At 64.4% G+C, this 25,304-nt stretch carries 27 protein-coding genes and 1 pseudogene; 17 read left to right on the top strand and 11 right to left on the bottom strand.

What is annotated here, in order from left to right; all coding sequences use genetic code 11:
* Positions 1-208: 208 nt before the first annotated feature.
* The 4 genes from ACTJLD_RS13470 (at position 209) to ACTJLD_RS13455 (ending at position 3,326) form a co-directional block, all read left to right on the top strand.
* Positions 209-976 (top strand): RHS repeat domain-containing protein, encoded by a 768-nt coding sequence (locus ACTJLD_RS13470; protein WP_440658997.1) that lies wholly within the window; start codon positions 209-211, stop codon positions 974-976.
* A gap of 221 nt (positions 977-1,197) precedes the next feature.
* Positions 1,198-1,551 carry a hypothetical protein gene (locus ACTJLD_RS13465; RefSeq protein WP_440658995.1) on the top strand — a complete coding sequence of 118 codons (354 nt, stop codon included), beginning with the start codon at positions 1,198-1,200 and terminating at the stop codon, positions 1,549-1,551.
* Between the two features lie 497 nt (positions 1,552-2,048).
* A complete protein-coding gene (locus ACTJLD_RS13460; RefSeq protein ID WP_440658994.1) occupies positions 2,049-2,663 on the top strand; it encodes a hypothetical protein in 615 nt (204 codons plus the stop codon).
* A gap of 378 nt (positions 2,664-3,041) precedes the next feature.
* A complete protein-coding gene (locus ACTJLD_RS13455) occupies positions 3,042-3,326 on the top strand; it encodes a hypothetical protein (protein WP_124671656.1) in 285 nt (94 codons plus the stop codon).
* Positions 3,327-4,116: 790 nt separating this feature from the next.
* Here ACTJLD_RS13455 and ACTJLD_RS13450 read toward each other — a convergent pair.
* Positions 4,117-4,740: a hypothetical protein gene (locus ACTJLD_RS13450; RefSeq protein WP_175755556.1), complete on the bottom strand. Its 624-nt coding sequence runs from the start codon at positions 4,738-4,740 to the stop codon at positions 4,117-4,119.
* Between the two features lie 26 nt (positions 4,741-4,766).
* On the opposite strand from ACTJLD_RS13450, the gene ACTJLD_RS13445 reads away from it, so the two are divergent.
* From ACTJLD_RS13445 to ACTJLD_RS13420, 6 genes are all read left to right on the top strand, one after another.
* Entirely contained in the window at positions 4,767-5,126 is a 360-nt protein-coding gene (locus tag ACTJLD_RS13445) for a hypothetical protein (protein ID WP_440658993.1), read from the top strand.
* Positions 5,127-5,551: 425 nt separating this feature from the next.
* A complete protein-coding gene (locus ACTJLD_RS13440) occupies positions 5,552-6,670 on the top strand; it encodes a branched-chain amino acid ABC transporter substrate-binding protein (protein WP_027789675.1) in 1,119 nt (372 codons plus the stop codon).
* 184 nt (positions 6,671-6,854) lie between these two features.
* A complete protein-coding gene (livH, locus tag ACTJLD_RS13435; protein WP_119336947.1) occupies positions 6,855-7,781 on the top strand; it encodes a high-affinity branched-chain amino acid ABC transporter permease LivH in 927 nt (308 codons plus the stop codon).
* An 11-nt stretch (positions 7,782-7,792) separates the two neighbouring features.
* Positions 7,793-9,064, top strand: coding sequence for a high-affinity branched-chain amino acid ABC transporter permease LivM (locus ACTJLD_RS13430; RefSeq protein ID WP_060206594.1), 1,272 nt, complete (start codon positions 7,793-7,795; stop codon positions 9,062-9,064).
* The gene (gene livG, locus ACTJLD_RS13425; protein ID WP_027789672.1) at positions 9,061-9,834 is read left to right on the top strand and encodes a high-affinity branched-chain amino acid ABC transporter ATP-binding protein LivG; all 774 of its coding nucleotides are present in this window, start codon (positions 9,061-9,063) and stop codon (positions 9,832-9,834) included. Before ACTJLD_RS13430 ends, livG begins: the two co-directional genes overlap by 4 nt.
* Complete coding sequence (locus ACTJLD_RS13420; protein WP_011694813.1) at positions 9,834-10,535, top strand: ABC transporter ATP-binding protein; 702 nt, start codon at positions 9,834-9,836, stop codon at positions 10,533-10,535. The genes livG and ACTJLD_RS13420 overlap by 1 nt, the downstream gene beginning before the upstream one ends.
* 115 nt (positions 10,536-10,650) lie before the next feature.
* Here ACTJLD_RS13420 and ACTJLD_RS13415 read toward each other — a convergent pair whose 3' ends face one another.
* On the bottom strand, positions 10,651-11,502 hold the full coding sequence (locus ACTJLD_RS13415) for a LysR substrate-binding domain-containing protein (protein ID WP_440658992.1): 852 nt from the start codon (positions 11,500-11,502) through the stop codon (positions 10,651-10,653).
* Positions 11,503-11,701: 199 nt separating this feature from the next.
* Here ACTJLD_RS13415 and ACTJLD_RS13410 point away from each other — a divergent pair, with 199 nt between their 5' ends.
* Together ACTJLD_RS13410 and ACTJLD_RS13405 are read left to right on the top strand one after the other, a co-directional pair.
* On the top strand, positions 11,702-12,625 hold the full coding sequence (locus tag ACTJLD_RS13410; RefSeq protein WP_440658991.1) for a DMT family transporter: 924 nt from the start codon (positions 11,702-11,704) through the stop codon (positions 12,623-12,625).
* A gap of 66 nt (positions 12,626-12,691) precedes the next feature.
* Positions 12,692-13,042: a VOC family protein gene (locus tag ACTJLD_RS13405; protein ID WP_060086188.1), complete on the top strand. Its 351-nt coding sequence runs from the start codon at positions 12,692-12,694 to the stop codon at positions 13,040-13,042.
* A 25-nt stretch (positions 13,043-13,067) separates the two neighbouring features.
* Here ACTJLD_RS13405 and ACTJLD_RS13400 read toward each other — a convergent pair.
* Positions 13,068-13,205: pseudogene (locus tag ACTJLD_RS13400) on the bottom strand (DUF2000 family protein); the annotation flags it as partial.
* Positions 13,206-13,367: 162 nt separating this feature from the next.
* On the opposite strand from ACTJLD_RS13400, the gene ACTJLD_RS13395 reads away from it, so the two are divergent.
* Both ACTJLD_RS13395 and ACTJLD_RS13390 read left to right on the top strand, forming a co-directional pair.
* Positions 13,368-13,967 (top strand): nucleotidyltransferase domain-containing protein, encoded by a 600-nt coding sequence (locus ACTJLD_RS13395; protein WP_027789667.1) that lies wholly within the window; start codon positions 13,368-13,370, stop codon positions 13,965-13,967.
* The gene (locus tag ACTJLD_RS13390; RefSeq protein ID WP_027789666.1) at positions 13,939-14,385 is read left to right on the top strand and encodes a hypothetical protein; all 447 of its coding nucleotides are present in this window, start codon (positions 13,939-13,941) and stop codon (positions 14,383-14,385) included. Before ACTJLD_RS13395 ends, ACTJLD_RS13390 begins: the two co-directional genes overlap by 29 nt.
* 40 nt (positions 14,386-14,425) lie before the next feature.
* On the opposite strand, the gene ACTJLD_RS13385 is transcribed toward ACTJLD_RS13390, so the two are convergent.
* The 3 genes from ACTJLD_RS13385 to ACTJLD_RS13375 form a co-directional block, all read right to left on the bottom strand.
* The gene (locus ACTJLD_RS13385; RefSeq protein ID WP_021161420.1) at positions 14,426-14,833 is read right to left on the bottom strand and encodes a DUF2000 domain-containing protein; all 408 of its coding nucleotides are present in this window, start codon (positions 14,831-14,833) and stop codon (positions 14,426-14,428) included.
* Between the two features lie 44 nt (positions 14,834-14,877).
* Positions 14,878-15,735 carry an AraC family transcriptional regulator gene (locus ACTJLD_RS13380; RefSeq protein WP_440659145.1) on the bottom strand — a complete coding sequence of 286 codons (858 nt, stop codon included), beginning with the start codon at positions 15,733-15,735 and terminating at the stop codon, positions 14,878-14,880.
* Positions 15,736-15,797: 62 nt separating this feature from the next.
* Positions 15,798-16,775: an AraC family transcriptional regulator gene (locus tag ACTJLD_RS13375; protein WP_175854262.1), complete on the bottom strand. Its 978-nt coding sequence runs from the start codon at positions 16,773-16,775 to the stop codon at positions 15,798-15,800.
* A 41-nt stretch (positions 16,776-16,816) separates the two neighbouring features.
* Between ACTJLD_RS13375 and ACTJLD_RS13370 the strand changes: the two genes are divergently transcribed.
* The gene (locus ACTJLD_RS13370; RefSeq protein WP_059698358.1) at positions 16,817-17,566 is read left to right on the top strand and encodes an SDR family oxidoreductase; all 750 of its coding nucleotides are present in this window, start codon (positions 16,817-16,819) and stop codon (positions 17,564-17,566) included.
* Between the two features lie 81 nt (positions 17,567-17,647).
* Here ACTJLD_RS13370 and ACTJLD_RS13365 read toward each other — a convergent pair whose 3' ends face one another.
* Positions 17,648-18,949: an aspartate aminotransferase family protein gene (locus tag ACTJLD_RS13365; protein WP_440658988.1), complete on the bottom strand. Its 1,302-nt coding sequence runs from the start codon at positions 18,947-18,949 to the stop codon at positions 17,648-17,650.
* Between the two features lie 78 nt (positions 18,950-19,027).
* On the opposite strand from ACTJLD_RS13365, the gene ACTJLD_RS13360 reads away from it, so the two are divergent.
* Positions 19,028-19,912 carry a LysR family transcriptional regulator gene (locus tag ACTJLD_RS13360; protein ID WP_081064767.1) on the top strand — a complete coding sequence of 295 codons (885 nt, stop codon included), beginning with the start codon at positions 19,028-19,030 and terminating at the stop codon, positions 19,910-19,912.
* A gap of 25 nt (positions 19,913-19,937) precedes the next feature.
* Here the strand turns inward: ACTJLD_RS13360 and ACTJLD_RS13355 are convergent, their stop codons facing one another.
* The 4 genes from ACTJLD_RS13355 to ACTJLD_RS13340 are packed head-to-tail and all read right to left on the bottom strand — an operon-like array spanning position 19,938 to position 24,110.
* On the bottom strand, positions 19,938-21,389 hold the full coding sequence (locus ACTJLD_RS13355) for an isochorismate synthase (RefSeq protein WP_440658987.1): 1,452 nt from the start codon (positions 21,387-21,389) through the stop codon (positions 19,938-19,940).
* Entirely contained in the window at positions 21,386-21,691 is a 306-nt protein-coding gene (locus ACTJLD_RS13350) for an isochorismate lyase (RefSeq protein ID WP_021163799.1), read from the bottom strand. Before ACTJLD_RS13350 ends, ACTJLD_RS13355 begins: the two co-directional genes overlap by 4 nt.
* Entirely contained in the window at positions 21,688-22,461 is a 774-nt protein-coding gene (locus ACTJLD_RS13345) for a thioesterase II family protein (RefSeq protein WP_060206586.1), read from the bottom strand. Before ACTJLD_RS13345 ends, ACTJLD_RS13350 begins: the two co-directional genes overlap by 4 nt.
* Positions 22,458-24,110, bottom strand: coding sequence for a (2,3-dihydroxybenzoyl)adenylate synthase (locus tag ACTJLD_RS13340; protein ID WP_440658985.1), 1,653 nt, complete (start codon positions 24,108-24,110; stop codon positions 22,458-22,460). The genes ACTJLD_RS13345 and ACTJLD_RS13340 overlap by 4 nt, the downstream gene beginning before the upstream one ends.
* Before the next feature lie 217 nt (positions 24,111-24,327).
* Here ACTJLD_RS13340 and ACTJLD_RS13335 point away from each other — a divergent pair, with 217 nt between their 5' ends.
* Positions 24,328-25,269 (top strand): helix-turn-helix transcriptional regulator, encoded by a 942-nt coding sequence (locus ACTJLD_RS13335; protein ID WP_021163802.1) that lies wholly within the window; start codon positions 24,328-24,330, stop codon positions 25,267-25,269.
* Positions 25,270-25,304: the final 35 nt, after the last annotated feature.

The following is a 25,304-nucleotide window of genomic DNA, read 5'->3' as shown; positions in this document are numbered from 1 at the left end:
GTGGAGATGCCGAAGTCTGTTGGGGGTTGCAATTTGAGATGCTGGATGTTGGTGAGTCAATTGGGCTACATTTTTAAAAACAAGGTCGACCGGAATGAGGGGGTGAAGTGGTTTATCGATGAAATTAATTATTGTCTAGAAAATGATGAATTTCGGAGTTGATTTATAGGTATAAAATAATTTTCTTGGATGCGACGATTGGAACCAGTTGAAGGCCGTCGTGAGGAAGGACCGACTGGGTATCGGGACGACGCATTTCGAATACGACGCGTTTGGTCGGCGGATCCGCAAGTTCAATGGCAGCTACGCGAGTACAGATTTCCGGTGGGGCGGCATGCGGCTCGTGCGGGAGACGTATCACGACCGTCAGGGCGAGGAAGCGCTGACGTATTTGTATGAGACCAACAGCTATGTGCCGCTGGCACGGATCGATCACGGCACGCCGGCGGCTAACGATGCCGATGCAAGGGATGAGGTCAACTATTTCCACAATGACGTGTCGGGGCTGCCGGAGGCGTTGACCGACGCCGACGGCGAGTTGATCTGGCAGGCTCGCTACAAGATGTGGGGCAACTCGGTGCAGGAGGAGTGGGTTGCGCACCGATCCGTAGCGGCTTGGGTTGTGGTGCAGGAGGTGACGCCGACACCTGTTCATGTGCCCAAACCGCAGAACTCGCGCTTCCAGGGGCCGTATCTGGATCGCGAGACTGGACTGCACTGCAACACCTTCCGCTTCTATGATCCGGACATCGGACGGTTCATCAACTCTGGTCCGATTGGATTGATGAGGGGATCTTTATCAATATGCACCGTAGGGTGGGCTGGCGAAAATATATTTATTCATTATATCAATTGGGTTCGTTTGGGTTATATATTTAAAATTGTCGCTATAAGTCTAAATTCGATTGAAAAGGTTTATTTGGTGAATATGTTGATTGCGCATGGTGATGTTGGGAGAGATATTTGTTGGAAATGAGGGGGCGGGAAGAGGGGGGTATTTGTATTCAAGGCAACAGGTGAGCGGATGGTTAATATTAAGTCGTCTTCGCTTCTTGAATATATTCGTGATGGAAGGCTGGGTGTTGGTGAAATGTCGCATTCAGGAAAGAATCCCAATGGAAATTTATCCGGTATGTCATGTGAGGAGCGATTGGGTATGACGAGTCGTCAGATAAATTCTAGAGGAGGTGGATGCGCATGACTGATCAGAGTGAGCCGAAAAAGAGTATTTCTTTGAAGGTGGGCGAAATTAATGCTCTGAAAAAGGCGATACTATATTTGAAATTTTCCTGCGAAGATGCGGGCGCGGATATTTTTGCATCTAGTTCGCTAATTAATAGTGCGTTTGAGAGTCTTCTTGAGGCTAGTGACCTCGGTGAGATGGAGTTGAAATTTTACCAAAAAGGTAATGAGGTGAATGAGGGGTATGTAATTTCAAGGGTAAATCAAATGGAAGCTCGTGATGGAGATGTGATGAGTGAGGATTTTAAAATGAGGGTTTACGAAGCGTGGATGTATCCATTTCGCTTGACGAACAATTTTGCTAAATAATTCAAACGAGATGTCTAGCGTATTTGACCCATTCGCGTGATGTTATGCGAGTATCGATTCCCAGTGGGACGGTATATGGATCAAAAGGAGATTTATGACGGCCGCCAGAGCGAGGAATCACGGGTTACTTGTGCGATTCGATAGCTACGTGCCGCTTGGGCGGATCGACCTAGGCAAGCCGGCGGCGAACGGTGTCGATGTACGGCTTACGGTCCACTATTTCTGCAGCAACGTTTCGGGATTGCCTTAGGAATTGACTGACGCCGACGGCGAGTTGATCTTGCAGGCTGCTACAAGGTTCGGAACAGTTAGATGCAAGAAGAATGGATGGTATCGATACGGTCGCCGGAATTGGTTGTAGGGTAATTATGTCGTCAGCGGGGAAAATCTGGGCAATTTGGGCCGAAGCTGGCAATGTAGATATAGGTGAGGTGCTTGGAGTGCGTGATATTTCGTACGGTGCAACATTCCATGGCTGAAATGCTGAGGTGTGCAAGGTGAGCGCGGAGTTAAGGAAGATTTTTGAAAAAAGATTGCAGGAAGTTCTCGCGGAACAGGTCAGTGAGAGCGGGGCTAAGGTGTCAAAGGGGGAAATTCTTGTCGGTCGAGAGAGTGTGGGTAGCGGGCGAATTGGATTCAGATTCCTGAAGAATGAAAATGGCTACATTCTTTCTGTCGCCGCCGATTCTCCTGATCTTCAGGATTTTTTTAAAAAAAATCATCCACCATATAAGTCGAGGATACCTACGGGGTTGGTGCTCGCGATGAATACATCCATGGACAGAGTGAAGTCATTTTCTCCGAGTTACGGTGGTGCAGTTGACTTGCCGCGGAACGAGATGGAAGTCGAGTCGACATGTCGATGGATATGCGAAAAAGTGACAGGTATTTATTTGCCGAGGGTCATAAATGCGATGGAGATTGGGGTTGGATTGATTCGGGATGTAATGGAAAATCCAAGCTATTATTCCTATCCATTTTTGACCATTGTGTTTGCGGCGAAAAGCAATGGTGTCGAATTGAGTGGGCTGGATGTTGATTATTTATTGGGAAGTAAGGTGTCGGGAAGTAAGCCGTTTGATGAGGGTGTTCTAAAAAAATATTTTAGATAATTGTATGCGTGAGCGATCTGAGATCGGGCGAGGTAGCGTTGCTTTCCTTATTTTCCGGGCTCGTATGGGTTTTGTTGATTTCTTATCGATTGAAATTTCGAGTCGAATGAAAATAAGCGGAGTGATCTATTCATGAGAAGAGAGTATTTTCACTCTAGGACGGATTTTATGTGTGGTTTCGGAGAGATTTTTACGGAATTTGTCAATGGTGTTGCTACACGCCAGATCAGTCGTCCTGATAGTGGAAGGGTCTACGCGTCTTCATCCCTACAGGATTGGAGGCTGAGCCAGCGAGAACTGTGACGGCGTAGTGCTCGTGCCGTCGGCGCGTGATCTCGAGGATGGTGATCTAGCTTCTTTTTGGGGGGGAGTGCTCTGTTGATTCGGCTCGAACAGTACTATGCTGGCGACGATGTCTGGAAAAATTTCTCCGATCTCTTTGCGAAATTCAAGAATTTTCCGGAAGTCCGGGATCTCGCCAAGGCTTTAAATGAGCAACTTGATCTTGCTTACACGATCTACTGGGTTGCCGGCCCGAAGTCGGCCCAGAAGTGGATAAGTTCGAACGTCCCGGCACTCGACAACATCCGCCCCATCGATTGCACTGACGACCCGGAGTTGATCAAGCGCCTGCGCGAATGTCTAATGCGGATGCCATCGTAACGATCACGGCAACCGCTATGCGCGTACGCGTTAGAGGAAGGGGAGGCGTAGGCTCACCGCCTGCCGGTAGCGGCTATACGTGGCGCGCGGCCAAGGTCGAACCGTTTCCAACCGTCACGTTCTGATTGATCGAGTCAGGGAAAGGCTGCGCTAGCATCGATTCGCTCCTAATTGGCTTCAAAGCGTGCAATAAACCGAGAACTGACCAAGTCACGCGCCTATCTCAATGGCTAACGTACATCCTAATAGGCGTCGACAATGGTCTAATAGGCAATGTCCAACTGATGATGTTTGCGTGCACATCGTACGCGCGAATGGACGTGCCACATGCGTCGATTTTCCCTATCGATGCACCGTTTCCACCGAACACCAACAAAGGAGGAATCCGAACCATCAAAATCGCCGTAGTAAACGAGCGCAGGCCGCAAGTGCTACCAACACTCACGCCTCGCTAACCGCGGCCCACTAAGTGGGCGTTGCCCATGGCTAAGCCGAATCATAAAGCACGCCCACCGAAGACGGAACGTTTCGTCACGATCCAGGAAATGTGGGGTTCCCCGAAAAGAATGGACCCCAGGCCGGAAAAGTTCTAGCCGTACATAAAGATCGGTGGAATATGGCTGATCAACGACGCGTGTTTTGTCCCGCGCCGCAAAGGACAAGTCCTGGTCGAGCCCGGCAGCCTGATCATCACGCAGTTATAAAAGGCAACGCCGCAGGATGCGACCGCGCTGCGCGAACTCGCGCAGCGCGCCGGGCAGGGCAACCTAAGCCACCCGCGACGAGCGGATCACCAAGCGATATTGCAAGAAGACCGCGACGTCCCCGCACCGCCGGTAGCCGTGCAATGCGTCCCCGCTCCATTGTCATAGAACGTCCGCGTCTCCGGCTGCGGCACGGACGGATCGAACGGATTCGGCGCACCATGCGGCCCGCGCGGCGCGTCGTATGGCCGCTGCGCCGCATACGATCCGCCACTACCCGCCGGCCGTGAGCCATTCGCCCGCAGGTATTCATTCCAGTTCTGCTCACGCTGCTCGTATCCGGGCACCGCGCGGCCAAAACTATCGCTGCCACCCGCCCCGAGCGCGACCCGATTCGCGGGCAATACCAAATCGGGTTCGTGTTCCGACGAAGGCGGCGGTGCCACAAGCGCATCGCCCGTTACACGCAACGGACGCGTATCCGGCGTATCGAACGGACTGCGCTCCACGGGCGCGGCGTACTGCGAGCGGCGGCGGTTCATGCGTGGCGTATGTCCATCGTCGCGAATGGCAGCGCGCCGTTCGGAACGAAAGACATTGGCACCGGCCGACCGATCGGTCAGCGTATCGCGGCCCGACGCATTGGCGGCAGAAACAGAGAGCGCGCACGCGATCGCGGCGGCGGAGGAAAGGCGAAACGGATGATTCATGAGCGATCCCAATCAGGTGATGTGCAATGAAAAAAACGGCAGATCACTGGCTGGCGGCTGGGCGACGGGCGGGCGTTGAAGTGGCCCTGAAGCGACTGCGAGGCGCGGTGGACGCGTCTCGCAGGAAGGCTGGCTGGATTGCAGAGGCGAATTCGTATTATTTCACATCATTAACAATAGCCTTTCCAATGAGCGAAAATAGTCGGCAAATAGAAGGCTTGAGCGTCTCCACCCAACGCACTGCAATGGTGCTCGCCAAACCAATCATCAGTCGATTGAAGAACGACGATGCGACCCTTTGCGGTTCCGCCACACCCCACGAAAAATCGCCTATCACCCGATCCCAATCCCGACAAGGCACAGCGCCGAAAAACCTCCGCCAATAGCAACCAGATTGCACTCCCAGCCCCCGCCCCCAGCGCCCCGAGGTTGCGCCGTCATTGCTACCGACTGTCACAACCTCTCTACGTGTTTTCCCTCGGTAGACCGGCATTTTTGACAGACGATTTAAAAACGCCCATATAATTTCGACTGCCTTGCCAACGGCTGTCGGACCACCCCTCCGATCAAGCGGTTTGGCAAGCGGGGCAGGCGAAACGCTTGCGCAATGCAAGACGCATCACGATGTCTTTCCGAACCAGACGTCCCCTTCGGGGACTGCAAGAGCCGGGCCCCGCTACGCAACATTCCGCTGGAGTTCCGTCTTCTATGTGTCTCGGGCGTGTCCCATGTCCTCGCCCCGGGTGCTGTTCGATTGCGCAAGTCATGCCGCCTTTGCCCGTATGACTAAACAACATCGAGGAGCTCCCAGATGACGCTGTCCCGTCTTACGTCCATTTCCGTCGCCGCCGTGCTGTTCGCCGCCGGCGCGGCCACCGCGCAAGCGGAAACCGTGAAGATCGCCATCGCTGGTCCGATGAGCGGCTCGGTCGCCCAATACGGCGACATGGTGAAGGCCGGCGCGCTGACCGCGATCGAGCAGGTCAACGCAGCAGGCGGTGCGGGCGGCAACAAGTTCGAAGTGGTGATGATGGACGACGCATGCGAACCGAAGCAGGCCGTCGCCGTCGCCAACAAGATCGTCAGTCAGAAGATCAAATACGTGATCGGCCACGTGTGCTCGGGGTCGACGATCCCGGCCTCCGACATCTACGAGAACGAAGGCATCGTGATGGTCACGCCGTCGGCCACCGCACCGCAGCTGACGGAAGGCAAGAAGCGTCACTTCATCTTCCGCACGATCGGCCGTGACGACCAGCAAGGCCCGGCCGCCGCGCACTTCATCATCAACAACGTGAAGCCGAAGAAGGTCGCGGTGCTGCACGACAAGCAGTCGTACGGCCAGGGCATCGCGTCGTCGGTGAAGAAGGACCTCGAAGCCGCGAAGATCCCGGTCGTGCTGTTCGAAGGCATCAACGCCGGCGATTCGGACTACTCGGCGATCATCACGAAGCTGAAGTCGCAAGGCGTCGATTTCGTCTACTTCGGCGGCTACCACCCGGAAATGGGCCTGCTGCTGCGCCAGGCGCGCGAGCAGGGCGTGAAGGCCACGTTCATGGGGCCTGAAGGCGTGGGCAACAAGGACGTGACGGCAATCGCCGGCCCGGCCTCGGAAGGCATGCTCGTCACGCTGCCGGCCGACTTCTCGGCCGATCCGGCCAACGCAGCGCTCGTGAAGGCGTTCGCGGACAAGAAGCGCGATCCGAACGGCCCGTTCCAGATGCCGTCGTACGCCGCGGTGAAGATCATCGCCGACGCGATCGCCGGCGCGAAGACGACCGACCCGACCAAGGTCGCCGCGTACATGCACAAGACGACGTTCGACACGCCGATCGGCAAGGTCGCGTATGACGCGCAGGGCGACCTGAAGGCGTTCAAGTTCGTCGTGTACACGTGGCACAAGGACGCGACGAAGACCGCCGCCAAGTAATACGGAGTACCCGCCCACGCATCCGCCCTGTCCGAAACCCGGACGGGGCGGGTGTGCATTCGCGCCGCGCGTGTCCCCAGTGCGCGGCCGGCAGGCGGCCCGAGACGACACCGTGCGTTGCGCGCGGCCGAATGCCGTGATCCGGCGCGGTACGCGACACAGCGCCAACGGGAGCTTCCCGCACATGACTGACTTCTTTCCGCAATTCGCCCAGCAACTGGTCAACGGCCTGACGCTGGGTGCGATCTATGCGTTGATCGCCATCGGCTATTCGATGGTCTACGGCATCATCGGCATGATCAACTTCGCCCACGGCGAGATCTACATGATCGGCGCGTACGTGGGCCTCGTCACCCTCACGGCCATCGGCATCTCCGCCGGTTATCCGCTGCCGCTCGTGCTCGGCGCCGCACTGATCGTGTCGGTGATCGTCACCGGGCTGTACGGTTTCGCGGTCGAGCGCGTCGCGTATCGGCCGCTGCGCGGCGGCCCGCGCCTCGTGCCGCTGATCTCCGCGATCGGCATGTCGATCTTCCTGCAGAACTACGTGCAGATCGGCCAGGGCGCGCGCGACGTGTCGGTGCCGGTGCTGATCTCCGGCGCGTTCGACATTCATCTCGGCGGCGACTTCGACGTGACGGTTCCGTATGCGCGCCTGCTGATCGTCTGCGTGACGGTCGTGCTGATGATCGCGCTCACGCTGTTCATCTCGCATTCGCGGATGGGCCGTGCCTGCCGCGCGTGCGCCGAGGACATGAAGATGGCGAACCTGCTCGGCATCGACACGAACCGCGTGATCTCGTTCACGTTCGTGCTCGGCGCGATGCTGGCGGCCGTCGGCGGCGTGCTGATCGGGCTGACGATCGGCAAGCTGAACCCGTATATCGGCTTCGTCGCGGGTATCAAGGCGTTCACAGCCGCGGTGCTCGGCGGGATCGGCAGCATCCCGGGCGCGATGCTCGGCGGCGTGCTGCTGGGCCTCGCTGAAACCTTCGCCGCAGGCTACATGCCGGCCGAGTACAAGGACGTCGTTGCGTTCGGCCTGCTCGTGCTGATCCTGCTCTTCCGCCCGACCGGCCTGCTCGGCAAGTCGGACATCGAAAAGGTTTGAGGGAGACGCAGATGAGTACAGTCATTTCCGTTCGCCGCCCGGCCGCCGACGCTTCGATCGGCCAGGCGCTGAAAAATGCCGTGGCCGCCGCGTTCCTGACGGCGATCCTCACGATTCCGGTGCTCGGGCTGCAACTGAAGCTCGACGGCTATCAGGTGGTGCTCACGCCGCACTGGCGGCCGGTGTGGATCGCGGTCGCGGCCGTGTTCCTGTTCCAGTTGTTCAAGCCGTGGCTCGTGCGCGCGAAATCGGCGGTGAAGCTGCCGGCGATGCCCGCGATGGGCGCGCGGCAGCAGCGCGCGGTCGTATGGGTGCTGCTCGCGGTCGGGCTCGTGTGGCCGTTCTTCGGCTCGCGCGGCGCGGTGGACGTCGCGACGCTCGCGCTGATCTACGTGATCCTCGGCCTCGGGCTGAACATCGTGGTCGGTTTCGCGGGGCTGCTGGATCTCGGCTACGTCGGGTTCTACGCGGTCGGCGGCTACACGTACGCGATGCTGAACCAGTACTTCGGGCTGTCGTTCTGGGAGTGCCTGCCGCTCGCCGCGATCGCGGCCGCGACGTTCGGCTTCCTGCTCGGCTTCCCGGTGCTGCGGCTGCGCGGCGACTATCTCGCGATCGTCACGCTCGGCTTCGGCGAAATCATCCGCCTGCTCGCGAACAACCTGACGAGCCTCACGGGCGGCCCGGACGGCATCTCGGGCATCCCGAAGCCGACCGTGTTCGGCTACGAGATGACGCGCAGCGCGAGCGTCGAGGGTGCGAAGACGTTCCACGAACTGATCGGGCTGGAATACAGCGGCGACCACGTGGTGATCTTCCTGTACCTGCTCGCGCTCGTGCTGGTCGGCTTCACGCTGTTCGTCACGAGCCGCCTGATCCGCATGCCGATGGGCCGTGCGTGGGAAGCGCTGCGCGACGACGAGATCGCGTGCCGTTCGCTGGGCCTGAACCCGACGCGCATCAAGCTGTCGGCGTTCACGCTCGGCGCGGCGTTCGCGGGCATCGGCGGCGCGTTCTTCGCGGCGCGCCAGGGCCTCGTGAATCCTGAATCGTTCACCTTCATCGAATCGGCGCTGATCCTCGCGATCGTCGTGCTCGGCGGGATGGGTTCGCAGCTCGGCGTGATTCTCGCGGCGATTCTGCTGACCGTGCTGCCGGAAGTCGCGCGCGGCTTCGCCGAGTACCGGATGCTGATCTTCGGTCTGGTGATGGTGTTGATGATGATGTGGCGTCCGCAGGGCCTGCTGCCCGCGAGCCGTCCCCACGTGGAGCTGCCGCGATGAGCGCACATGCAGAACTGTTGAAGGTCGCCGGGCTGCAGATGCGCTTCGGCGGGTTGCTCGCGGTGGACGGGATCGATTTCGACGTGCGCCGCGATGAAGTGTTCGCGATCATCGGGCCGAACGGCGCGGGCAAGACCACGGTGTTCAACTGCGTCGGCGGCTTCTACAAGCCGACCGGCGGCGACGTCGTGCTCGACGGCCATGCGATCGCGGGGCTGCCGAGCCACAAGATCGCGTTGAAGGGCCTCGTGCGGACGTTCCAGAACATCCGCCTGTTCAAGTCGCTGACCGTCGTCGAGAACCTGCTCGTTGCGCAGCACCGCAAGGTGAAGGCGGGGTTGCTGCCGGGCCTGTTCTCGACGCCCGCGTATCGCCGTGCCGAGAAGGAAGCGCTCGAGCGCGCGGCGGTGTGGCTCGACCGGATGGGGCTGACGTCGGTCGCCAACCGGCCGGCCGGCACGCTGTCGTACGGGCACCAGCGGCGCCTGGAGATTGCGCGCTGCATGATCACCGAGCCGCGCCTGCTGATGCTCGACGAGCCGGCGGCCGGCCTCAACCCGCAGGAGAAGGTCGAACTGCAGCACCTGATCGACAAGCTGCGCCGCGAGTTCGGCGTGTCGGTGCTGTTGATCGAACACGACATGAGCCTCGTGATGGGCGTGTCCGACCGCATCCTCGTGATGGAGCACGGCCGGCCGATCGTGATCGGCACGCCGGAAGCGGTCCGCAACGACCCGCGCGTGATCAAGGCGTATCTGGGGGAAGAGTGATGCTGAAGCTGGAACAGGTCCATACGCATTACGGCGCGGTCGAGGCGCTCGCGGGCGTGTCGATCGAGGTGAACAAGGGCGAGATCGTCACGCTGATCGGCAGCAACGGCGCCGGCAAGACGACGCTGATGATGACCGTGTGCGGCACGCCGCGCGCATCGTCGGGCCGCGTGCTGTTCGAGGGCAACGACATCACCGCGATGTCGACGCACCAGATCATGCGGCAGGGGATGGCGATCTCGCCGGAAGGGCGGCGCGTGTTCCCGAGCCTGACGGTGCTCGAGAACCTGAAGATGGGCGGCTTCTTCGCGAGCCGTCACGAGATCGACGACGGCATCGAGCACGTGTTCAAGCTGTTTCCGCGCCTGAAGGAGCGCGCGACGCAGCGGGCCGGCACGATGTCGGGCGGCGAGCAGCAGATGCTGGCGATCGGCCGTGCGCTGATGAGCAAGCCGCGCCTGCTGCTGCTCGACGAGCCGACGCTCGGCCTCGCGCCGCTCGTGATCGCGCAGATCTTCGACATCATCAGGACGATCCGCGACGAAGGCGTCACGGTGTTCCTCGTCGAGCAGAACGCGAACAAGGCGCTCGGCGTGGCCGATCGCGGCTACGTGCTCGAAACGGGGCGCGTGGTGCTCGCGGATACGGGTGCGAACCTGCTCGCGAACGACCGGATCAAGCAGGCGTATCTCGGCGGTTGATGCCGGAAAGCCGCCGGCCTGCAACGGGCCGGCGGTCTACGCCTGGCGACGACGCGAAACACCGCTATCGGCAGCGGTTCGGCCTCGACCTCGACCTGCCGATGACTTTTCTACCCTAGCCGATCCTGAACGTACTTTTCAGCACGTCGCGCAAATGCAGCGCGGCGCGATTGCCGTCGTCCGTCAGGATCGTGATCAGGTGCGGCGGAAGATCGGGCAGTGCGATCCCCGCGACGTGGCTCGTCAGGTTGCCGGACACGCGCTCGTGTTCGATGAGGCCGACCGCGAGGCCGTTGGCGATACAGGCTTCGACCGCCGGCGAACTGGCGCTCTCGAGCAGCAACCGGTGCGCGATCTTCGCCTTCTTCAGCGCGCTCAGCGCGGTGTCGCGGTACGGGCAGCCCTGCAATTGCACGGCGATCGGCAGCGGCACGTCGGGATTGAACTTGAAGGTCCGCGCGGCCACCCACACCGGATGCGTCTTGCCGAGCAGCTCGCCGTGCGGCGGCGCTTTCGGCACGACAGCGATCGTGATGTCCAGCTGGCCGCGGGAGAACAGCGAGAGCAGCTCGTCGCTGGAACGCGCTTCGACCGTCAGTTCGAGCAACGGCCGATCGGCCGCGAAGCGGGGCAGGAATTCCGCCATGAAGTGCGCGGCGTACGAATCGGGAATGCCGAGCCGCAACTTGCCGGTCAGCATCTGCGGCGACAGCGATTCGACGAGCCGGTCGTGGCTCAGCAGAAACTCCGTGGTGTCGCTCAGCAGCTTGTGGCCGAACTGCGTGAGTTCGACCGCCTGGTTGTTTCGCGTGAACAGGCGCTGCGCGACCATTTCCTCGAGCTTCTGGATCTGCGCGGTGACCGACGACGGGCTGCGATTCACCTGGGCGGCCGCATCCTTGAAGCGGCCCAGCTTCGCGACGGCGTGGAAGGTACGCAGCAGGTCGACGTCCAGGGTACGGGGCATGATTTTGAAATTCCGAATCAGTGATTCAGGTAATGTCGATTGACGGAATTATTGGGCCTGCCTATTCTCGGGTCAACCGACAGGCCAACCGGCAGACAACGGCAGGCAGCCGGTCGTGCGTTGCACGTATCCGGGGAATGATTCACGTCGATCAAGAACCCGCGCCTGTCCCCGGCAACCTTCCGAGAGCCGTCGCCCCATGCAGCTATTCCTGCTTCAGCTCGTTTTCGTGTTGTCGTGGAGTTCCGGCTTCATCGGCGCCAAGCTCGGCGCGGAGACGGCCGGCGCGTTCAACCTGCTGTTCTGGCGGTTCCTGCTCGTCACGCTGTGCCTGGCGATCGTTCTCAACCGGCAGCTCGGGCGCCTGACGTGGGAGAAGCTCCGCTACCACGCGGTGATCGGCTTCCTGTCGCAGTTTCTCTATCTGGCCTGCGTATACGTCGCGATCCAGCACGGCCTGCCGCCCGGCATCGCCGCGATCGTCGCCGCGTTGCAGCCGCTCGTCACGGCCGCGATGACGGCGCTGGAGGGCAGCGAGCGCAGCGGGGCGCGCCAGTGGGCCGGCCTCGTCGTCGGGTTCGTCGGCGTGGGCATCGTGATCGGCGGGCAATATGCGCTGCCGGCCGGATCGGTCGGGCTCGTCATGTACCTGCTGCCGCTGGTGTCCGCGTCGGGGCTGTCGATCGCGACGATCTACCAGCGGCGCCGCGCGCTGACGGTCGCGCGCAGCAACGGGGACGGGTTGTGCCTGCCGCTGTTCGTGCAAGGCTGCGTGAGCCTGGTGCTGTTCGCGGCGAGCGGGATCGTCACGGGCGATCTGCACGTGCCGACCCAGCCGGATGTGTGGGTGTCCGTCGTGTGGCTGACGGTTTTCTCGACCTTCGTGGCCTACCTGTCGCTGTGGGCGCTGCTCAAGCGCATGCCCGCGACGCGCGTGGCGACCCTCGTCTATCTCGAACCGCCGGTGACGCTGACCTGGGCCGCGTGGATGTTCGGCGACAGCATCGCGGTGTCGACTTATCTCGGCATCGTCGTCGTCGCGATCGGGGTGTGGCTGGCCGGCAAGCCAGGCGAGCGGGCCACCCGGGCCCGGCGTGCCGGGATGGAAGCGGCCGGGCGCTGATGCGCTGGTTCTGCACGCGATTCCGGTGTAGCGTCGCGGTACTGTCACGACCTGTGAAGGAATCCGATGAAGGTCAAACGGATCGTCGCCAATATCGACACACGATCAATCGACGACGCAAAGCGCTTCTACCAGCGGATCTTCGGCCTCGACTTGCTGATGGACCACGGCTGGATCGCAACCTATGGCAATGCCGAGAAGATGGACGTGCAGATCAGCTTCGCATCGCAGGGCGGGGCGGGTACGCCGACGCCCGATCTGTCGATCGAGGTCGACGATGTCGACGAAGCGCTCGCACGCGTGCATGCCGCCGGGATTCCCGTCGAATACGGCCCGGCTGACGAGCCTTGGGGCGTGCGGCGGTTTTACGTGCGCGATCCGTTCGGCAAGCTCGTCAACGTGCTCGCGCATCGTTGATACGGGATGCGGGGGCGGCTCGGGTTCACGTGTGCAAAGCCAACCCCTTCACGGCCTTGTCGACCGCCTTTTTCGGCCCGCGCAACGCCAGCCCGACGAGGTCGGGATGCTCCGCATCGCCGGCACGAAAGACTTCGCGGTTGGCAGCGTCGTGTCCGGTAGCACTTTGACGTGATGGATTGCATGCTGATCGCGGGATGGATGTAGCCAATTTCGCTCCGATCGTAGTCAAATTGGCTACATTTCGGTAATCGGCCTGGATCGGCACACAATCGGCAACTCGGACTATGCCTTGTAGCCAATTGAGCTACAATCGTAGTCAATCATGCTGCGATCCATTGCCTCGACCCTGTTTGGTGACTATCGTCGCCGCGCGCTGGGCCTGCTCCTGTTGCGGCCCGATCAGGCGTTGCACGTCCGCGAAATCGCCCGTTTGACGGGCACGACGCCCGGTACGCTGCACAAGGAACTGAGCAAGCTGGCCGAAGCCGGCATCCTGAGCCGGGATCGGCAGGGCAATCAGGTGCTCTATCGTGCCAATCGAAGTTGTCCGATCTACGAGGAACTGGCTTCGATCATGCGAAAGACCTCGGGTATGGCTGATGTGCTATCCGAAGCGCTGTTGCCCTGCGCCGAGGAAATCCGTGTGGCGTTCGTGTTCGGTTCCGTCGCGCGCGGCCAGGAGACGGCGGACAGTGACGTCGATGTGATGGTGATCGGCTCGGTCGGCTTTGCAACGGTGGTCCGGCTGTTCTACGATGCGCAGGCTACGTTGGGGCGGGACATCAATCCCAAGGTGCTGTCGGCGGACGAGTTTCGTGAGGGCGTCGCCGGGCAGGACGCATTTTTACGGGACGTGCTTGGAAAACCCAAGATTTTCTTGATTGGTAGCGACCATGACCTTGCAGAACTTGCTCGGCGTTAGTCTTGATGCAATCCGGCCGGACCGGGAACAAGCGACGCGCCTGCTGGCTGCGGCGGAACGAAATCTGGCGGATGCGCAAATCGCGGCATTGAGTAACGAAAACCGCTTTGATGCGGCGTACAAGGCGATCATGCAACTCGCGATGCTGGCGTTGCACGCGAACGGTTTTCGTACGTTGACGAGCCGGCCGGGGCACCACCAGACGGCGATCCAGACGCTTCCACAGACAATCGGTTTGCCGGTCGAGCGCATGATCGTACTGGACGCGCTGCGCAAGCAGCGCAACCTGTCCGATTACTCCGGGGATGTGGTTCAGGCGTCAGCGGTTCGCGAGTGTTTCGATAGTGCGACGGCGCTCCTGATTGACGTAAAGGCGTGGATCGACGGGAACAAGCCGGAGTTGCTGGCCGCGCAGTAGCCGTTACCGTGTCGAATCGCCAACTCGAAACGCCGATGCATCACGTATGCAATGCCAGCCCCTTCACGGCCTTGTCGACTGCTTTCTTCGGCCCGCGCAACGCCAGCCCGACGAGGTCGGGATGCTCCGCATCGCCGGCACGAAAGACTTCGCGGTTGGCCGCGTCGTGCCCGGTCGAAAACATCGCGTGTACGTAGGGCACGATCGTGAGTTCGCGCGACAGCGCCTGCCGATGCGCGGCCTGCAGGCCGTTCAAATCGGCCGCGAACACCAGCATCGGCTGGCCCAGCATGCGGCCGTAGCGGCGTCCCGCCGCATCCTCGTAAGGCTCGCCGAGCGCTTCGGGCGCTTCAGCCGCGACGCCCGTCGCGAGAAACGCGACGACATTGAGTTTCTGCCACGCCGCGAGATCGTCGCGCACGATCAGCGCCACCTTGGTATCGAACATGATTGCTCCTCGTTGAAGCGCACATGATCGGATGCCGCGTGGGATCAGTCTGGAACGTTTGTGCACATTTGCCGGTACGCAGCCGGCGTGATCCGGTATGCGCGGCGGAACCAGCGGCCGAGGTGGCTCTGGTCGGCGAAGCCGACGTCGGCCGCGACCTGCGCGGGTGTGCGGCCGGTGGCCAGCAGGCGGCGCGCGGCGCGTAGCCGCAAGCGCACCAGGTACGCGTGCGGCGACGTGCCGTACGCGCGCTGGAACAGCCGCGTCAGCCGGAACCGGTCGATTCCGGTGAGATCGACGAGTGCGTCGAGGCCGATATCGTCGCTCATGCGCGCATGCAGCAGATCGCGCGCGCGGGCAATCGCGGGCGCGACGGCATTGCCGCCGGTCGCGAGCGGGGCGCGCAATTCGCCGCCGAGCCGCGTCAGCAGGCGGTCGAGCGCCTGGTCGCGTGCGAGCTTGCCCTCGTTGCCGTGGAGCGCGACGAACGCCTGCCGGATCGTGTCGACGAGGCCGCGATCGTCGACCAGCGTGTGGCCGAACGCGGCTTCGACGCCGCCGAGGCCCGGCAGATCCAGCCGGCGTGCCGCTCGCTCGACCCATGCCTGCGGGAGGTACAGCATTCCATACGTGAAGCCGCCCGCTTCGGGCGCGTGGCCATCGTGCAGCGCGCCCGGCTCGATCAGGATCGCACGGCCCGGCACGCTCGTATGCACCGACCGGTGGCACTGGAATTGCTGCACGCCCTGTTCGGTGAAGCCGACCAGCATGTCGTCGTGATCGTGCGCATCGTATGCATGGCCGCTGAAATGCGCATGCAGGCTTTCGATGCCGGTGTCCGCATCGCGCCGAGCGATGAGCCAGTGGTCGGGTGCGTCGCTGCCGTTCGTCGCCGTGTCCATCTCCATCGCTCGTTTCGTGCCGCGTCGTGACGTGTCCTGCAGTGTACGCCGATGCCGCCCGCTCACGCGTCGTTCGCCGCCGCCTGTTCGTCCCGCGCGTATTGCGCCGGCGGCCGCCCGACGTGGCGCGTGAACGCGACCGTGAACGTGCTCGCCGAACTGTAGCCAACGCGCCCCGCGATCTCGGCGATGCGGCCTTCATTGCGCCGGAGCAGGTTCTTCGCGAGCGCCATGCGCCACGTGAGCAGGTATTCCATCGGCGCGACGCCGACCGCGCGGTTGAAGCGTTCGAAGAAAGTCGAGCGCGACAGTGCCGCTTCCTTCGCGAGTTCGACGACCGTCCACGGATGCGCGGGGCGTTCGTGCATCCCGCGGAGCGCGGCCGCGAGCCGGTTGTCGGCCAGCCCGCGCATGAGGCCGGGCGACGCGTTCGTGTCGGTCGTGAACCGCAGCGCCTCGATCAGCAGCACCTCCAGCAGCCGCGCCAGCACGATTTCGCGCGCGGGCCGCTGTGCGCGCGATTCGTCGCGAACCAGTTGCACGAGCGTGGTCAACCGCGGTTCGCCGCGCACGTGCACGAATTGCGGCAGCAGCGACACCAGCAGTGCCGCGTCGGGTGAACCGAAGCTGCAGTTGCCGGCCATCATCCGCGTGTCGACCGGGTTGCCCGGATCGCCGATCCGGTATTCGCCGTTGTCGAGCGCGACCGGCGGCGCGGTTTCGACGCCCGGCGGCGGCGGTTCGAGGCTCGACATCGCGACGCCGTAGGCGGCCGGAATCAGCACGAAATCGCCGGGCAGCAGTTCGATCGGCGCGTGCCCGTCGATCGCGATCCGGCACCCGCCATCGAGGATCGCGCAATAGAACGGCTCGCCTGCGACCGTGCGGCTGATCGACCACGGGCTCGCACCGTGAACGGACTTGGAGTACCGCGCGCCCGGTTGCAGCAGCGTCACGACTTCGGTCAGTGGGTCGATCATTGTCGGACGCTCGCAAAAGAAAATCGGATTTCCGATTGTAGCGAATACGGATCCGGCCATCTATCGTACGGACACATGCCCAACACACCTCAGGAGTTCGCATGAAGACCGTACTGATCACCGGCTGTTCCTCCGGCTTCGGCCTCGAGATCGCCCGCCATTTCCTCGCACGCGACTGGCAGGTCGTCGCGACGATGCGCACGCCGGACGCGGCCGTGCTGCCGCCTTCGGCGCACCTGCGCGTGCTGGCGCTCGACGTGACGAACGCGGACAGCATCCGTGCCGCGATCGACGCGGCGGGCCCGATCGACGTGCTCGTCAACAACGCGGGTTTCGGCGCGGCCGCGCCGGCCGAGCTCATGCCGTTCGATACGGTGCGTGCGCTGTTCGAGACCAACACGCTCGGCACGATCGCAGTCACGCAGGCCGTGCTGCCGCAGTTTCGCGAGCGCGGGGCCGGGGTGGTCGTGAACGTCACGTCGAGCGTCACGCTGAAGGCGTTGCCGCTGGTCGGCGCGTATCGCGCGAGCAAGGCGGCAGTCAATGCGTACACCGAATCGATGGCGGTCGAACTCGAACCGTTCGGCGTGCGCGCGCATCTGGTGCTGCCGGGCCGGGCGCCGGACACGCGTTTCGGCGACAACGCGCGCGCGCACATGCATGGCTTCGAACACGACGCGTATGCGGAGTTTGTCGGGAAGGCCGTCGCGCGGATGCTCGATGCATCGGGGCCGATCACCCATGCGCAGGACGTCGCCGAAGCCGTGTGGCGCGCGGCGACCGATCCGTCGAGCCCGATGCGCATTCCGGCCGGCGCGGATGCCGAAGCGTGGGCGGCCGAGGCGCGTTGATCGATCGGAAATTCGTCGCGCCGGTCGGTCGAGCCGGCGCGACGGATTGCGTGGTGCGGGGAAGGGCGTTACCGCGCGCCGTCACAACGCCCGTTCGATCGCCTGCCCCAGCAGCGCCAGGCCGAGGTCGATCTCTTCCTCGCTGACGGTCAGCGGCGGCGCGATCCGGAACACGCCGCCCATGCCGGGCAACTGCACGATGTTCATGCTGAGCCCGAGGTTCATGCATTCGCGCGTGATCTTCGCGCCGAGCCCGTCCGCCGGTTCCTTCGTCCGGCGATCCTTGACGATCTCGACACCGAGCAGCAGCCCGCGTCCGCGCACGTCGCCGATGCAGTCGAAACGCTCCATCAGGTCGAGCAGGCCGCGCCTGAGCCGGTCGCCCATCACGTTCGCCCGAGCGACGAGCCCGTCGCGCTGCACCACGTCGAGCACGCGCAGGCCGACGGCCGCCGGCAGCGGGTCCGACACGTGCGTCGTGTAGAACAGGTAGCCGAGTTCGTGCGCGCGTTCCTCGATCGCCGCGGACGTCACCATGGCCGCGAGCGGCAGCCCGGCGCCGAGCGTCTTCGACAGCGTCAGGATGTCGGGCGTCACGCCGTCGCGCTGGCACGCGAACATCGTGCCGGTGCGCCCGACGCCCGTCTGCGCTTCGTCGAGGATCAGCAGCATCCCGCGTTCCTCGCACTTGCGCTTGAGCGCCGCCATATAGCCTTCCGGCAGCTCGATGATCCCGCCCGAACTGAGGATCGGCTCCGCGATGAACGCGGCGAGGTTGCCGCACGACTGGCGGTCGAGCAGGTCGAACGCGTAGTCGAGTTCGGCGAGATAGTCGTACGTGCCGTTGCGCTCGAAGCGCGGCCGGTAGGTGAACGGTGCGGGAATCGCGAACGAGCCGACGGCGGCCGGGCCGACGCCCTTGCGGCCGGCGCTGTACGTGGCCGATGCGGCGGCGCCCGTCATCCCGTGCCACGACTGCGCGAAGCCGACGATCTCGTACTTGCCGGTGACGAGCTTCGCCATCCGGATCGCCGCTTCGTTCGATTCCGCGCCGGTGCTGAGCAGCAGCGCGCGATCGAGCCCGTCGGGCGTGATGTCGGCGAGGCGCGTCGCGAGGTCGACGACCGGCCGCGACAGCATCCCGCTGAACAGATGGTCGAGCTTGCCCGCGTATTCGCCGATCACGGAGACGATCTCCGGATGGCTGTGGCCGAGCACCGCGCTCATCTGCCCCGACGTGAAATCGAGGATCGCGCGGCCGTCGGCGTCGTAGACGAAGCTGCCTTTCGCGCGCTCGATAATCATCGGCTCGAACGTGCCGCCGTAGCGGACCAGGTGCTGTCTGGCGTTGCGCCAGAAGGTCGGGTCGTCGTTCAGGGACATCGGGCATCTCCGGGTAAAAGGGCAGGCGGCGCTTGCAGTCTAGGCGTGCGTCTGGTTTGATGGAAACGAATAGTTCTTATGCAAGGTAGAAAAGGAGCTAATACCTTGGGGCTTTCGCTTGAAATCGACCTGCTGCGCTCGTTCGTCGTGATCGCGGAGGTGCGTGCGCTCAGCCGCGCGGCCGCGCGTGTCGGCCGCACCCAGTCCGCGCTCAGCCAGCAGATGAAGCGGCTCGAGGAGGCCGTCGACCAGCCGCTGTTCCAGCGCACCGGGCGCGGCGTGGTGCTGACCCATCCGGGCGAGCGGCTGCTCGTGCATGCGCAGCGCATCCTGCGGCTGCACGACGAAGCAATGGCCGACCTGTGCGGCACGGGGTTGTCGGGGACGATCCGCTTCGGGTGCCCGGACGACTACGCGGAGGTGTGGCTGCCGTCGCTGCTGCGGCAGTTTTCGAGCCAGCATCCGCAGGCGATCGTCGAGGTCGTGTGCGGGCCGACGCCGCGGCTCGTCGAACAACTGGAGAAACGCGCGGTCGACCTGGCGATGATTTCATTGCCGGACGACGGCGCGAACGACGACATCATTCGCCGGGAGCAACTGGTCTGGATCGGCTATCCGGGGCTGGAACCCGGGCATTTCGATCCGCTGCCGCTCGCGTTGTCCGATCGCGACACGCTCGACCACATCGCGGCCTGCGAGGCGCTGGAGCGCGCCGGCCGGCATTACCGCGTCGCCTACGCGAGCAGCAGTCTCGCGGGGTTGATCGCGCTGGTGCGTTCGGGGCAGGCGTTCGCGGTGATGACGCAGACGGCGGTACCGGCCGACCTGGCGATCGTCACCGGCGATCCGCGCCTGCCGCCGTTGCCTGCCGTGGGCATTACGCTGAAGTTCGATCGCAAGCGGCCGTCGCATCTGACGGCGGCGTTCGCCGAACATATCCGGCTCACGCTGCCGCTGTTGTGATGCGCGCGGCCGCCGCGCCGCGGCGTCACTCGACCGTCGACGAAGCCGACACCCGTGCCGGGTCATGCGCATCCGGTGCCGCCTCCACCCCCGCCTCCACATCACGCACGCGGATCGCCGCCTGCATGCCCGACAGCTTGAGTTCGGTCTCCTGATATTCGTTGACCGGCTCGGAATCGGCGACGATGCCGCAGCCCGCGAACAGCCGGCAGGCCCCGCCTTCGACCAGCGCGGAGCGCAGCGCGACGATGAAGTCGCCGTTGCCGTGCGCGTCGATCCAGCCGACGGGCGCCGCATACCAGCCGCGATCGAATCCTTCATGCGCGCGGATGTGGTCGAGCGCCGCGTCGCGCGGATGGCCGGCCACCGCCGGCGTCGGGTGCAGCGCCGCGATGACCTGCAAGAGCGTCGCGTCCGCGTTCAGCGTCGCGCGGATCGGCGTGCTCAGGTGCTGCAGCCTCGGCAGCCGGTGCAGCGACGGTTCCGGGGGCACGTCGAGCGCGTGCGACAGCGGCGTGAGCGCGGCGCGGATCGCGTCGACGACGAGCGCGTGTTCGAGCCGCTCCTTGGCGGAAGCCATCAGGGCCGCGCCGAGTGCGCGATCGTCGTCGGGCGTGGCGCCGCGCCGGATCGTCCCGGCCAGCGCATGCGTGCGCACGTCGCCGGCCGCGACACGCGCGAGCCGTTCCGGCGTGGCGCCGACGAAGCAGGCGCCTTCACGGCGGACCGCGAACAGGTGCGCGTGCGCGTCGCGCGTGCGCAGCCGGCGCAGCAGCGGCGCGATGGCAATGGGCCGCGCGTATTGTTCGAGCACGTCGCGCGCGAGCACGACCTTGCCGAACGCGCCGCCGTGGATCGCGTCCACCGCGCGCCGGACTTCGTGCTGCCATTCGCTCGCCTGCAGCGCCTGCGTGTGCAGCAGATGCGGTGCAGCGTCGTCGCGGGCGGCCGCGAGCGTGCCGAGCGACTCGATGCGCGCGAGACACGCATGCGCGAGCGCGGCCGGATCGTCGTGCGCGGCGACGACGTGCTGGCAGACGGCCCAGTGCGCGTCGCCTTCGCGCACGATCAGCAGCGTCGCCACCGTCATGCTGGCGTCGGGAAACGGCGCCCAGTGCGCGCTGCGCGCGCCGCGCGGATCGAACCGGAAGCCGCCGACGGCGCGCGGCGGCTGCGGGCCGGCCGTCACGGCATCGCGAACGAGCGTGCGCCAGCGCGCATCGATTTGCGCGAAGCGCGTGTCGCCGGCGGCGGTCAGTTCGAGCGCACTGTCCCAGCCGAACAGCGTGACGGATGCATCGCCGGCTTCGTGGAAGAACCACGGCGTGGCCCCGTCGTCCCACGCGGCGATCAGGTCGAAGAAGTCGAGCGGCCGCACCGGCACCGACACCGACGCGAGCGTCGGCGTGCCGGTGTCTGCGGCGCGGCGGGCCGCACGGGCGAACGTGTCGTGCAGCAGCGGGAGGCCGGCGTTCATGCGAGCCCCCGTTGCCGGCGCCAGTGCTGCGTCTGCTGCGCGATGTACCACGCGATCAGGCCGGCGAACAGCGTCTCGACGTAGTCGCCGTCGAGGCCCGCCTGTTCGGCCCAGCGGCGCCGGTCGGGCAGCATCGCGGCCACGCGTTCCGGCGCGGCGATGCTCGCTTCGTCGGGCTTGAAGCGCGATGCGGCCTTCACGTATTGCATGCGCCGGCCGAGCGCGTCGATGATGTCGGCGTCCAGGCGATCGATGGCTTCGCGAATGTCGGGCAGCCCCGTGCAGGCGTCCGGTGTTTTCATGTGTACTCCTTTCCGTAACGAAGGGATTGGTCGATCCGTTCGACCAGATGCGCGATCAGCGCCGGGTACTGGTGCCGCAGGTAGAAGTGGTCGCCGCTGAACGTCTCGATGCGGATCGGGCGCGACGCGACGTCCTGCCACGCGTGCGCTTCGTCGTCGTCGAGCTCGGAATCGGCCAGCGGCAGCATCACGCCGAGCGGCGTGTCGAGCCGCGGCGGCCGGTCGCGGCGATACGTCTCGATCGCACGGTAGTCGTGGCGGATCATCGGCAGGTAGATCGCGCGCATCTCCGGATCGGCGAGCAGCGCGGCGTGCTCGCCGGACAGCCGCGCGACATCGGCCACGAGCGCGTCGTCGGATTGCAGGTGCAGATCGGACAGGCGCTGACGATGCGGCGGCGGCAACGCGGATACGGCCAGGTAAAGCGGTGCCGCGCCGCGCGCCTCGAGCCGCGCCGCCACCTCGTACGCGAGCGCCGCGCCGAGGCTGTGCCCGAACAGCACGAGCGGCGCGTGCGCATAGCGTTGCAGCGCGTCGGCGGCGGGGCCGGCGAGGGCGTCGATCGACGTCAGGCACGGTTCGCCGAAGCGTTCCTCGCGGCCCGGATACTGCAGCGCGAGCAGGTCGACGTCCCATGGCAGCGCGCGGCTCCAGTTGCGAAAGAAATTCGCGGTGCCGCCTGCATGCGGGAAACACACGAGCTGCGCGCGCGGGCACGGCGACAGGCGCAGCTCGCGGATCCAGTTCGAACCGGTCGGGCGCGCGCTCATGCGGCCGCCGCCTGCAACTGGCGGCGCAGCAGGTCGCGCAGCGATTTCTTGCTGGTCTTGCCGATGCCGGTTTCCGGGAAGCGCGGCATGAACTCGATGCGATCGGGAATCTTGAAGGCCGCGAGCCCGCAGTCGCGCAGGTAGCGTTTCAGTACCAGCCTCGACGGCGCGGGTGCGCGTGCGACGACGAACGCGCACGTGCGCTCGCCGAGCAGCGGGTCGGGCATCGCGACCACCGCCGCGTCATGCACCTGCGGGTGCGCGAGCAGCAGGTTCTCCACTTCCTCGGCGGAGACCTTCTCGCCGCCGCGATTGATCTGGTCCTTGTCGCGGCCTTCGACGACGAGGTCGCCGTCGGCGGTGCGCCGCACGCGGTCGCCGCTGCGATAGAAGCCGTCGGCCGTGAACGCGGTTGCATTGTGCTCGGCGAGCCGGTAGTAGCCGCGTATCGTGTACGGGCCGCGCACCTGCAACTCGCCGATCTCGCCGGGTGCGACCGGTTCGCCGGCGTCGTCGACGATGCGCACTTCGTCGCCGTCCGACACGGGTCGGCCCTGCGTATGCGCGATCCGTTCGGGCGAATCGTCGAGCCGCGTGCAGCAGATGAGCCCTTCGGCCATCCCGAACACCTGTTGCAGCCGGCAGCCGAGCACGGGCGTCACGCGCGCGGCCGCGTGGTCCATCAACCGCGCGCCGCCGACCTGCAGCACGCGCAGGCTCGACAGGTCGGCCCGGCGTTGCGGCTGTTCGTCGAGCCACAGCAGCGCGAGCGGCGGCACGAGCGCGGTATGCGTGACGCGTTCCTGCGCGATCAGCGCGAAGCTCTGTTCGGGCTCGGGCCGCCCGGTCGCGACCACGCGGCCGCCCGCGAGCAGCGCACCGATCGTGCCGGGGCAGCACAGCGTGAAGTTGTGCGCCATCGGCAGCGCGGCGAGATAGACGGTGCCGGCGTCGAATCCGCTCGCGACGCTGCACGCACGCACGTTGTACAGGTATTCGCGATGGCGGCGCGGGATCAGCTTCGGCGTGCCGGTCGTGCCGCCCGACAGCTGGAAGCACGCGATGTCGTCGCCGCGTGCCGCGCATTCGCGCAGCGGCGGCGCGTCGTACAGCGCGTCGAATGGTGTGAACGCGTGATCGTTGCCGTCCATCACGACGTGCTCGAGCGTCGGGCAGTCGGCCTGCAACGCGGCCGCGAGCGGCCGGCAGTCGAACTCGCCGAGTTGTGCCGCGCACAGATACGCGCGCGCGCCGGCGAAGCGGCAGAACGCGCCGATCTCGTAGTGCCGGTGGGCAGGCAACGCGAGCACCGGCCGCACCCCGAGCTGGAACAGCGCGAAGCAGGTCTCGATGAAGCGTGCGCCGTTCGGCAGATGGACGACGACCGCGTCGCCGCGCGCCAGGCCCAGACGAGCGAGGCCGCCCGCAAGCTGGCGGATGCGCGCCAGCAGGTCGCGATAGCCGAGCCGGCAGGTGCCGTCAACGACCGCGAGCGCGTCGGGGGCGCGCTGCGCTTGCGCGTCGAGCGCCTCGAAGAACGTCGTGTCCTGCCAGTAGCCGGCGTCGCGATAGCGGTGCGCGAAGTCGTCGGGCCAGTCGGGCGCGTCGGCCGGGATGGCCGGCGCCACGGAGGGAAGGGAAGAGTGCATGCGCTGACCTTGGGTTCCGGCAAGTTGTCAAAAAATGTAAATGAGAGGTATTATCATTTGTAACAAGTGCCGCGATAACGTCGTTTCTTTCGATATCGCGGCAATTTCATTCGATCGGGCGCCTGTCGCGCGGCGCCCGCCCGGCCCGGCCGGAGAATCGGCCGGTTGCCGCCGGCGCGCGCCGGGCCGCGCGTGCCGCCTAACCAACGGACCTCCGATGAGCTCGACCTCCTTCGCTTCGTCACGACGTCACCCGCCGGTGCTCGTGCCCGGCAATCATCCGGGCGTGGTGCACATCGACGCGGGCATGAAACTCATGAGCGGCACGCTGTGCTCGGACAGCCGCGACTGGTACGAGGAGCCGCTCGAAAAAGGGCTGAAGCTCGTCCTCGTGCAGAGCGGGCAGTTGCGCTGCCGCGTGCCGGGCCAGCCCGAGCAGTGCATCAAGGGGCCGGGCCTGTGCGTGATCGCCAACGACGGCGAATTCACGACGCACCAGATCTACGACCGCGACGTGCCGCTGCGCTACACGATCGTGCAGCTCGGCCTCGATGCGCTCGACCGCAACCTGAGCCTGTTGCCGGAGAAGATGCTCGCGCCGACGGGCGGCGATCCGCGCATCGTCAGTTGCCCGGCATCGAAGGCGCTGCAGGCGCTCGCGGTACAGATCGCGACGTGCCCGTTCGAGGGCGCGGTGCGCGAGTACTACCTGAAGGCCAAGGCGTTCGAGCTGACCGCGCTGAGCGCGCAGCTGCTGGCGACGCAGCGGCAGTTCGCGCCGGCCGACGTGCGCGTCACGTCGTCGGACGTCGAGCGCGTGTACGCGGCGAGCGACATCCTCACGCGCGAGCTCCAGCAGCCGCCGACGCTCGATGCGCTCGCGGGCCGGGTGGGGATGAATTCGCGCAAGCTGACGGCCGGCTTCCGCAAGGTGTTCGGCACGAGCGTGTATGCGTACCTGCAGGAATACCGGCTGCGGACCGCGCACGCGATGCTGTGCGCGGAGGACGCGAACGTGTCGACCGTGGCGTACCGCGTCGGCTACAGCCCCGCGCATTTCTCGATCGCGTTCCGCAAGCGCTACGGCATTTCGCCGAGCGACATTCGCGCATCGTCGAACGCGATCGACGATGCCGAACTGGAGAGCGCGGCAATCTAAAACAACTGACCGGCCGCCTAAAGCAATCGACCGGG

This window comes from Burkholderia sp. 22088 (assembly GCF_052045915.1).
In the GTDB taxonomy this organism is placed as follows: Bacteria; Pseudomonadota; Gammaproteobacteria; order Burkholderiales; family Burkholderiaceae; genus Burkholderia; species Burkholderia cepacia.
This window is presented reverse-complemented; position numbering and strand designations above follow the sequence as displayed.

What these genes read in the sequence shown, in the direction of transcription:
- ACTJLD_RS13360 (WP_081064767.1), top strand. Translation starts at nt 19,028, where the DNA reads ATGCAAGGTAGAAAAGGAGCTAATACCTTGGGGCTTTCGCTTGAAATC.
- ACTJLD_RS13430 (WP_060206594.1), top strand. Translation starts at nt 7,793, where the DNA reads ATGAGTACAGTCATTTCCGTTCGCCGCCCGGCCGCCGACGCTTCGATC.
- ACTJLD_RS13335 (WP_021163802.1), top strand. Translation starts at nt 24,328, where the DNA reads ATGAGCTCGACCTCCTTCGCTTCGTCACGACGTCACCCGCCGGTGCTC.
- livG (WP_027789672.1), top strand. Translation starts at nt 9,061, where the DNA reads ATGAGCGCACATGCAGAACTGTTGAAGGTCGCCGGGCTGCAGATGCGC.
- ACTJLD_RS13365 (WP_440658988.1), bottom strand. Translation starts at nt 18,949, where the DNA reads ATGTCCCTGAACGACGACCCGACCTTCTGGCGCAACGCCAGACAGCAC.
- ACTJLD_RS13440 (WP_027789675.1), top strand. Translation starts at nt 5,552, where the DNA reads ATGACGCTGTCCCGTCTTACGTCCATTTCCGTCGCCGCCGTGCTGTTC.
- ACTJLD_RS13340 (WP_440658985.1), bottom strand. Translation starts at nt 24,110, where the DNA reads ATGCACTCTTCCCTTCCCTCCGTGGCGCCGGCCATCCCGGCCGACGCG.
- ACTJLD_RS13380 (WP_440659145.1), bottom strand. Translation starts at nt 15,735, where the DNA reads ATGGACACGGCGACGAACGGCAGCGACGCACCCGACCACTGGCTCATC.
- ACTJLD_RS13390 (WP_027789666.1), top strand. Translation starts at nt 13,939, where the DNA reads ATGACCTTGCAGAACTTGCTCGGCGTTAGTCTTGATGCAATCCGGCCG.
- ACTJLD_RS13405 (WP_060086188.1), top strand. Translation starts at nt 12,692, where the DNA reads ATGAAGGTCAAACGGATCGTCGCCAATATCGACACACGATCAATCGAC.
- ACTJLD_RS13395 (WP_027789667.1), top strand. Translation starts at nt 13,368, where the DNA reads ATGCTGCGATCCATTGCCTCGACCCTGTTTGGTGACTATCGTCGCCGC.
- ACTJLD_RS13410 (WP_440658991.1), top strand. Translation starts at nt 11,702, where the DNA reads ATGCAGCTATTCCTGCTTCAGCTCGTTTTCGTGTTGTCGTGGAGTTCC.
- ACTJLD_RS13415 (WP_440658992.1), bottom strand. Translation starts at nt 11,502, where the DNA reads ATGCCCCGTACCCTGGACGTCGACCTGCTGCGTACCTTCCACGCCGTC.
- ACTJLD_RS13355 (WP_440658987.1), bottom strand. Translation starts at nt 21,389, where the DNA reads ATGAACGCCGGCCTCCCGCTGCTGCACGACACGTTCGCCCGTGCGGCC.
- ACTJLD_RS13445 (WP_440658993.1), top strand. Translation starts at nt 4,767, where the DNA reads ATGAAAAAAACGGCAGATCACTGGCTGGCGGCTGGGCGACGGGCGGGC.
- ACTJLD_RS13385 (WP_021161420.1), bottom strand. Translation starts at nt 14,833, where the DNA reads ATGTTCGATACCAAGGTGGCGCTGATCGTGCGCGACGATCTCGCGGCG.
- ACTJLD_RS13375 (WP_175854262.1), bottom strand. Translation starts at nt 16,775, where the DNA reads ATGGCCGGATCCGTATTCGCTACAATCGGAAATCCGATTTTCTTTTGC.
- ACTJLD_RS13465 (WP_440658995.1), top strand. Translation starts at nt 1,198, where the DNA reads ATGACTGATCAGAGTGAGCCGAAAAAGAGTATTTCTTTGAAGGTGGGC.
- ACTJLD_RS13370 (WP_059698358.1), top strand. Translation starts at nt 16,817, where the DNA reads ATGAAGACCGTACTGATCACCGGCTGTTCCTCCGGCTTCGGCCTCGAG.
- ACTJLD_RS13420 (WP_011694813.1), top strand. Translation starts at nt 9,834, where the DNA reads ATGCTGAAGCTGGAACAGGTCCATACGCATTACGGCGCGGTCGAGGCG.
- livH (WP_119336947.1), top strand. Translation starts at nt 6,855, where the DNA reads ATGACTGACTTCTTTCCGCAATTCGCCCAGCAACTGGTCAACGGCCTG.
- ACTJLD_RS13350 (WP_021163799.1), bottom strand. Translation starts at nt 21,691, where the DNA reads ATGAAAACACCGGACGCCTGCACGGGGCTGCCCGACATTCGCGAAGCC.
- ACTJLD_RS13450 (WP_175755556.1), bottom strand. Translation starts at nt 4,740, where the DNA reads ATGAATCATCCGTTTCGCCTTTCCTCCGCCGCCGCGATCGCGTGCGCG.
- ACTJLD_RS13345 (WP_060206586.1), bottom strand. Translation starts at nt 22,461, where the DNA reads ATGAGCGCGCGCCCGACCGGTTCGAACTGGATCCGCGAGCTGCGCCTG.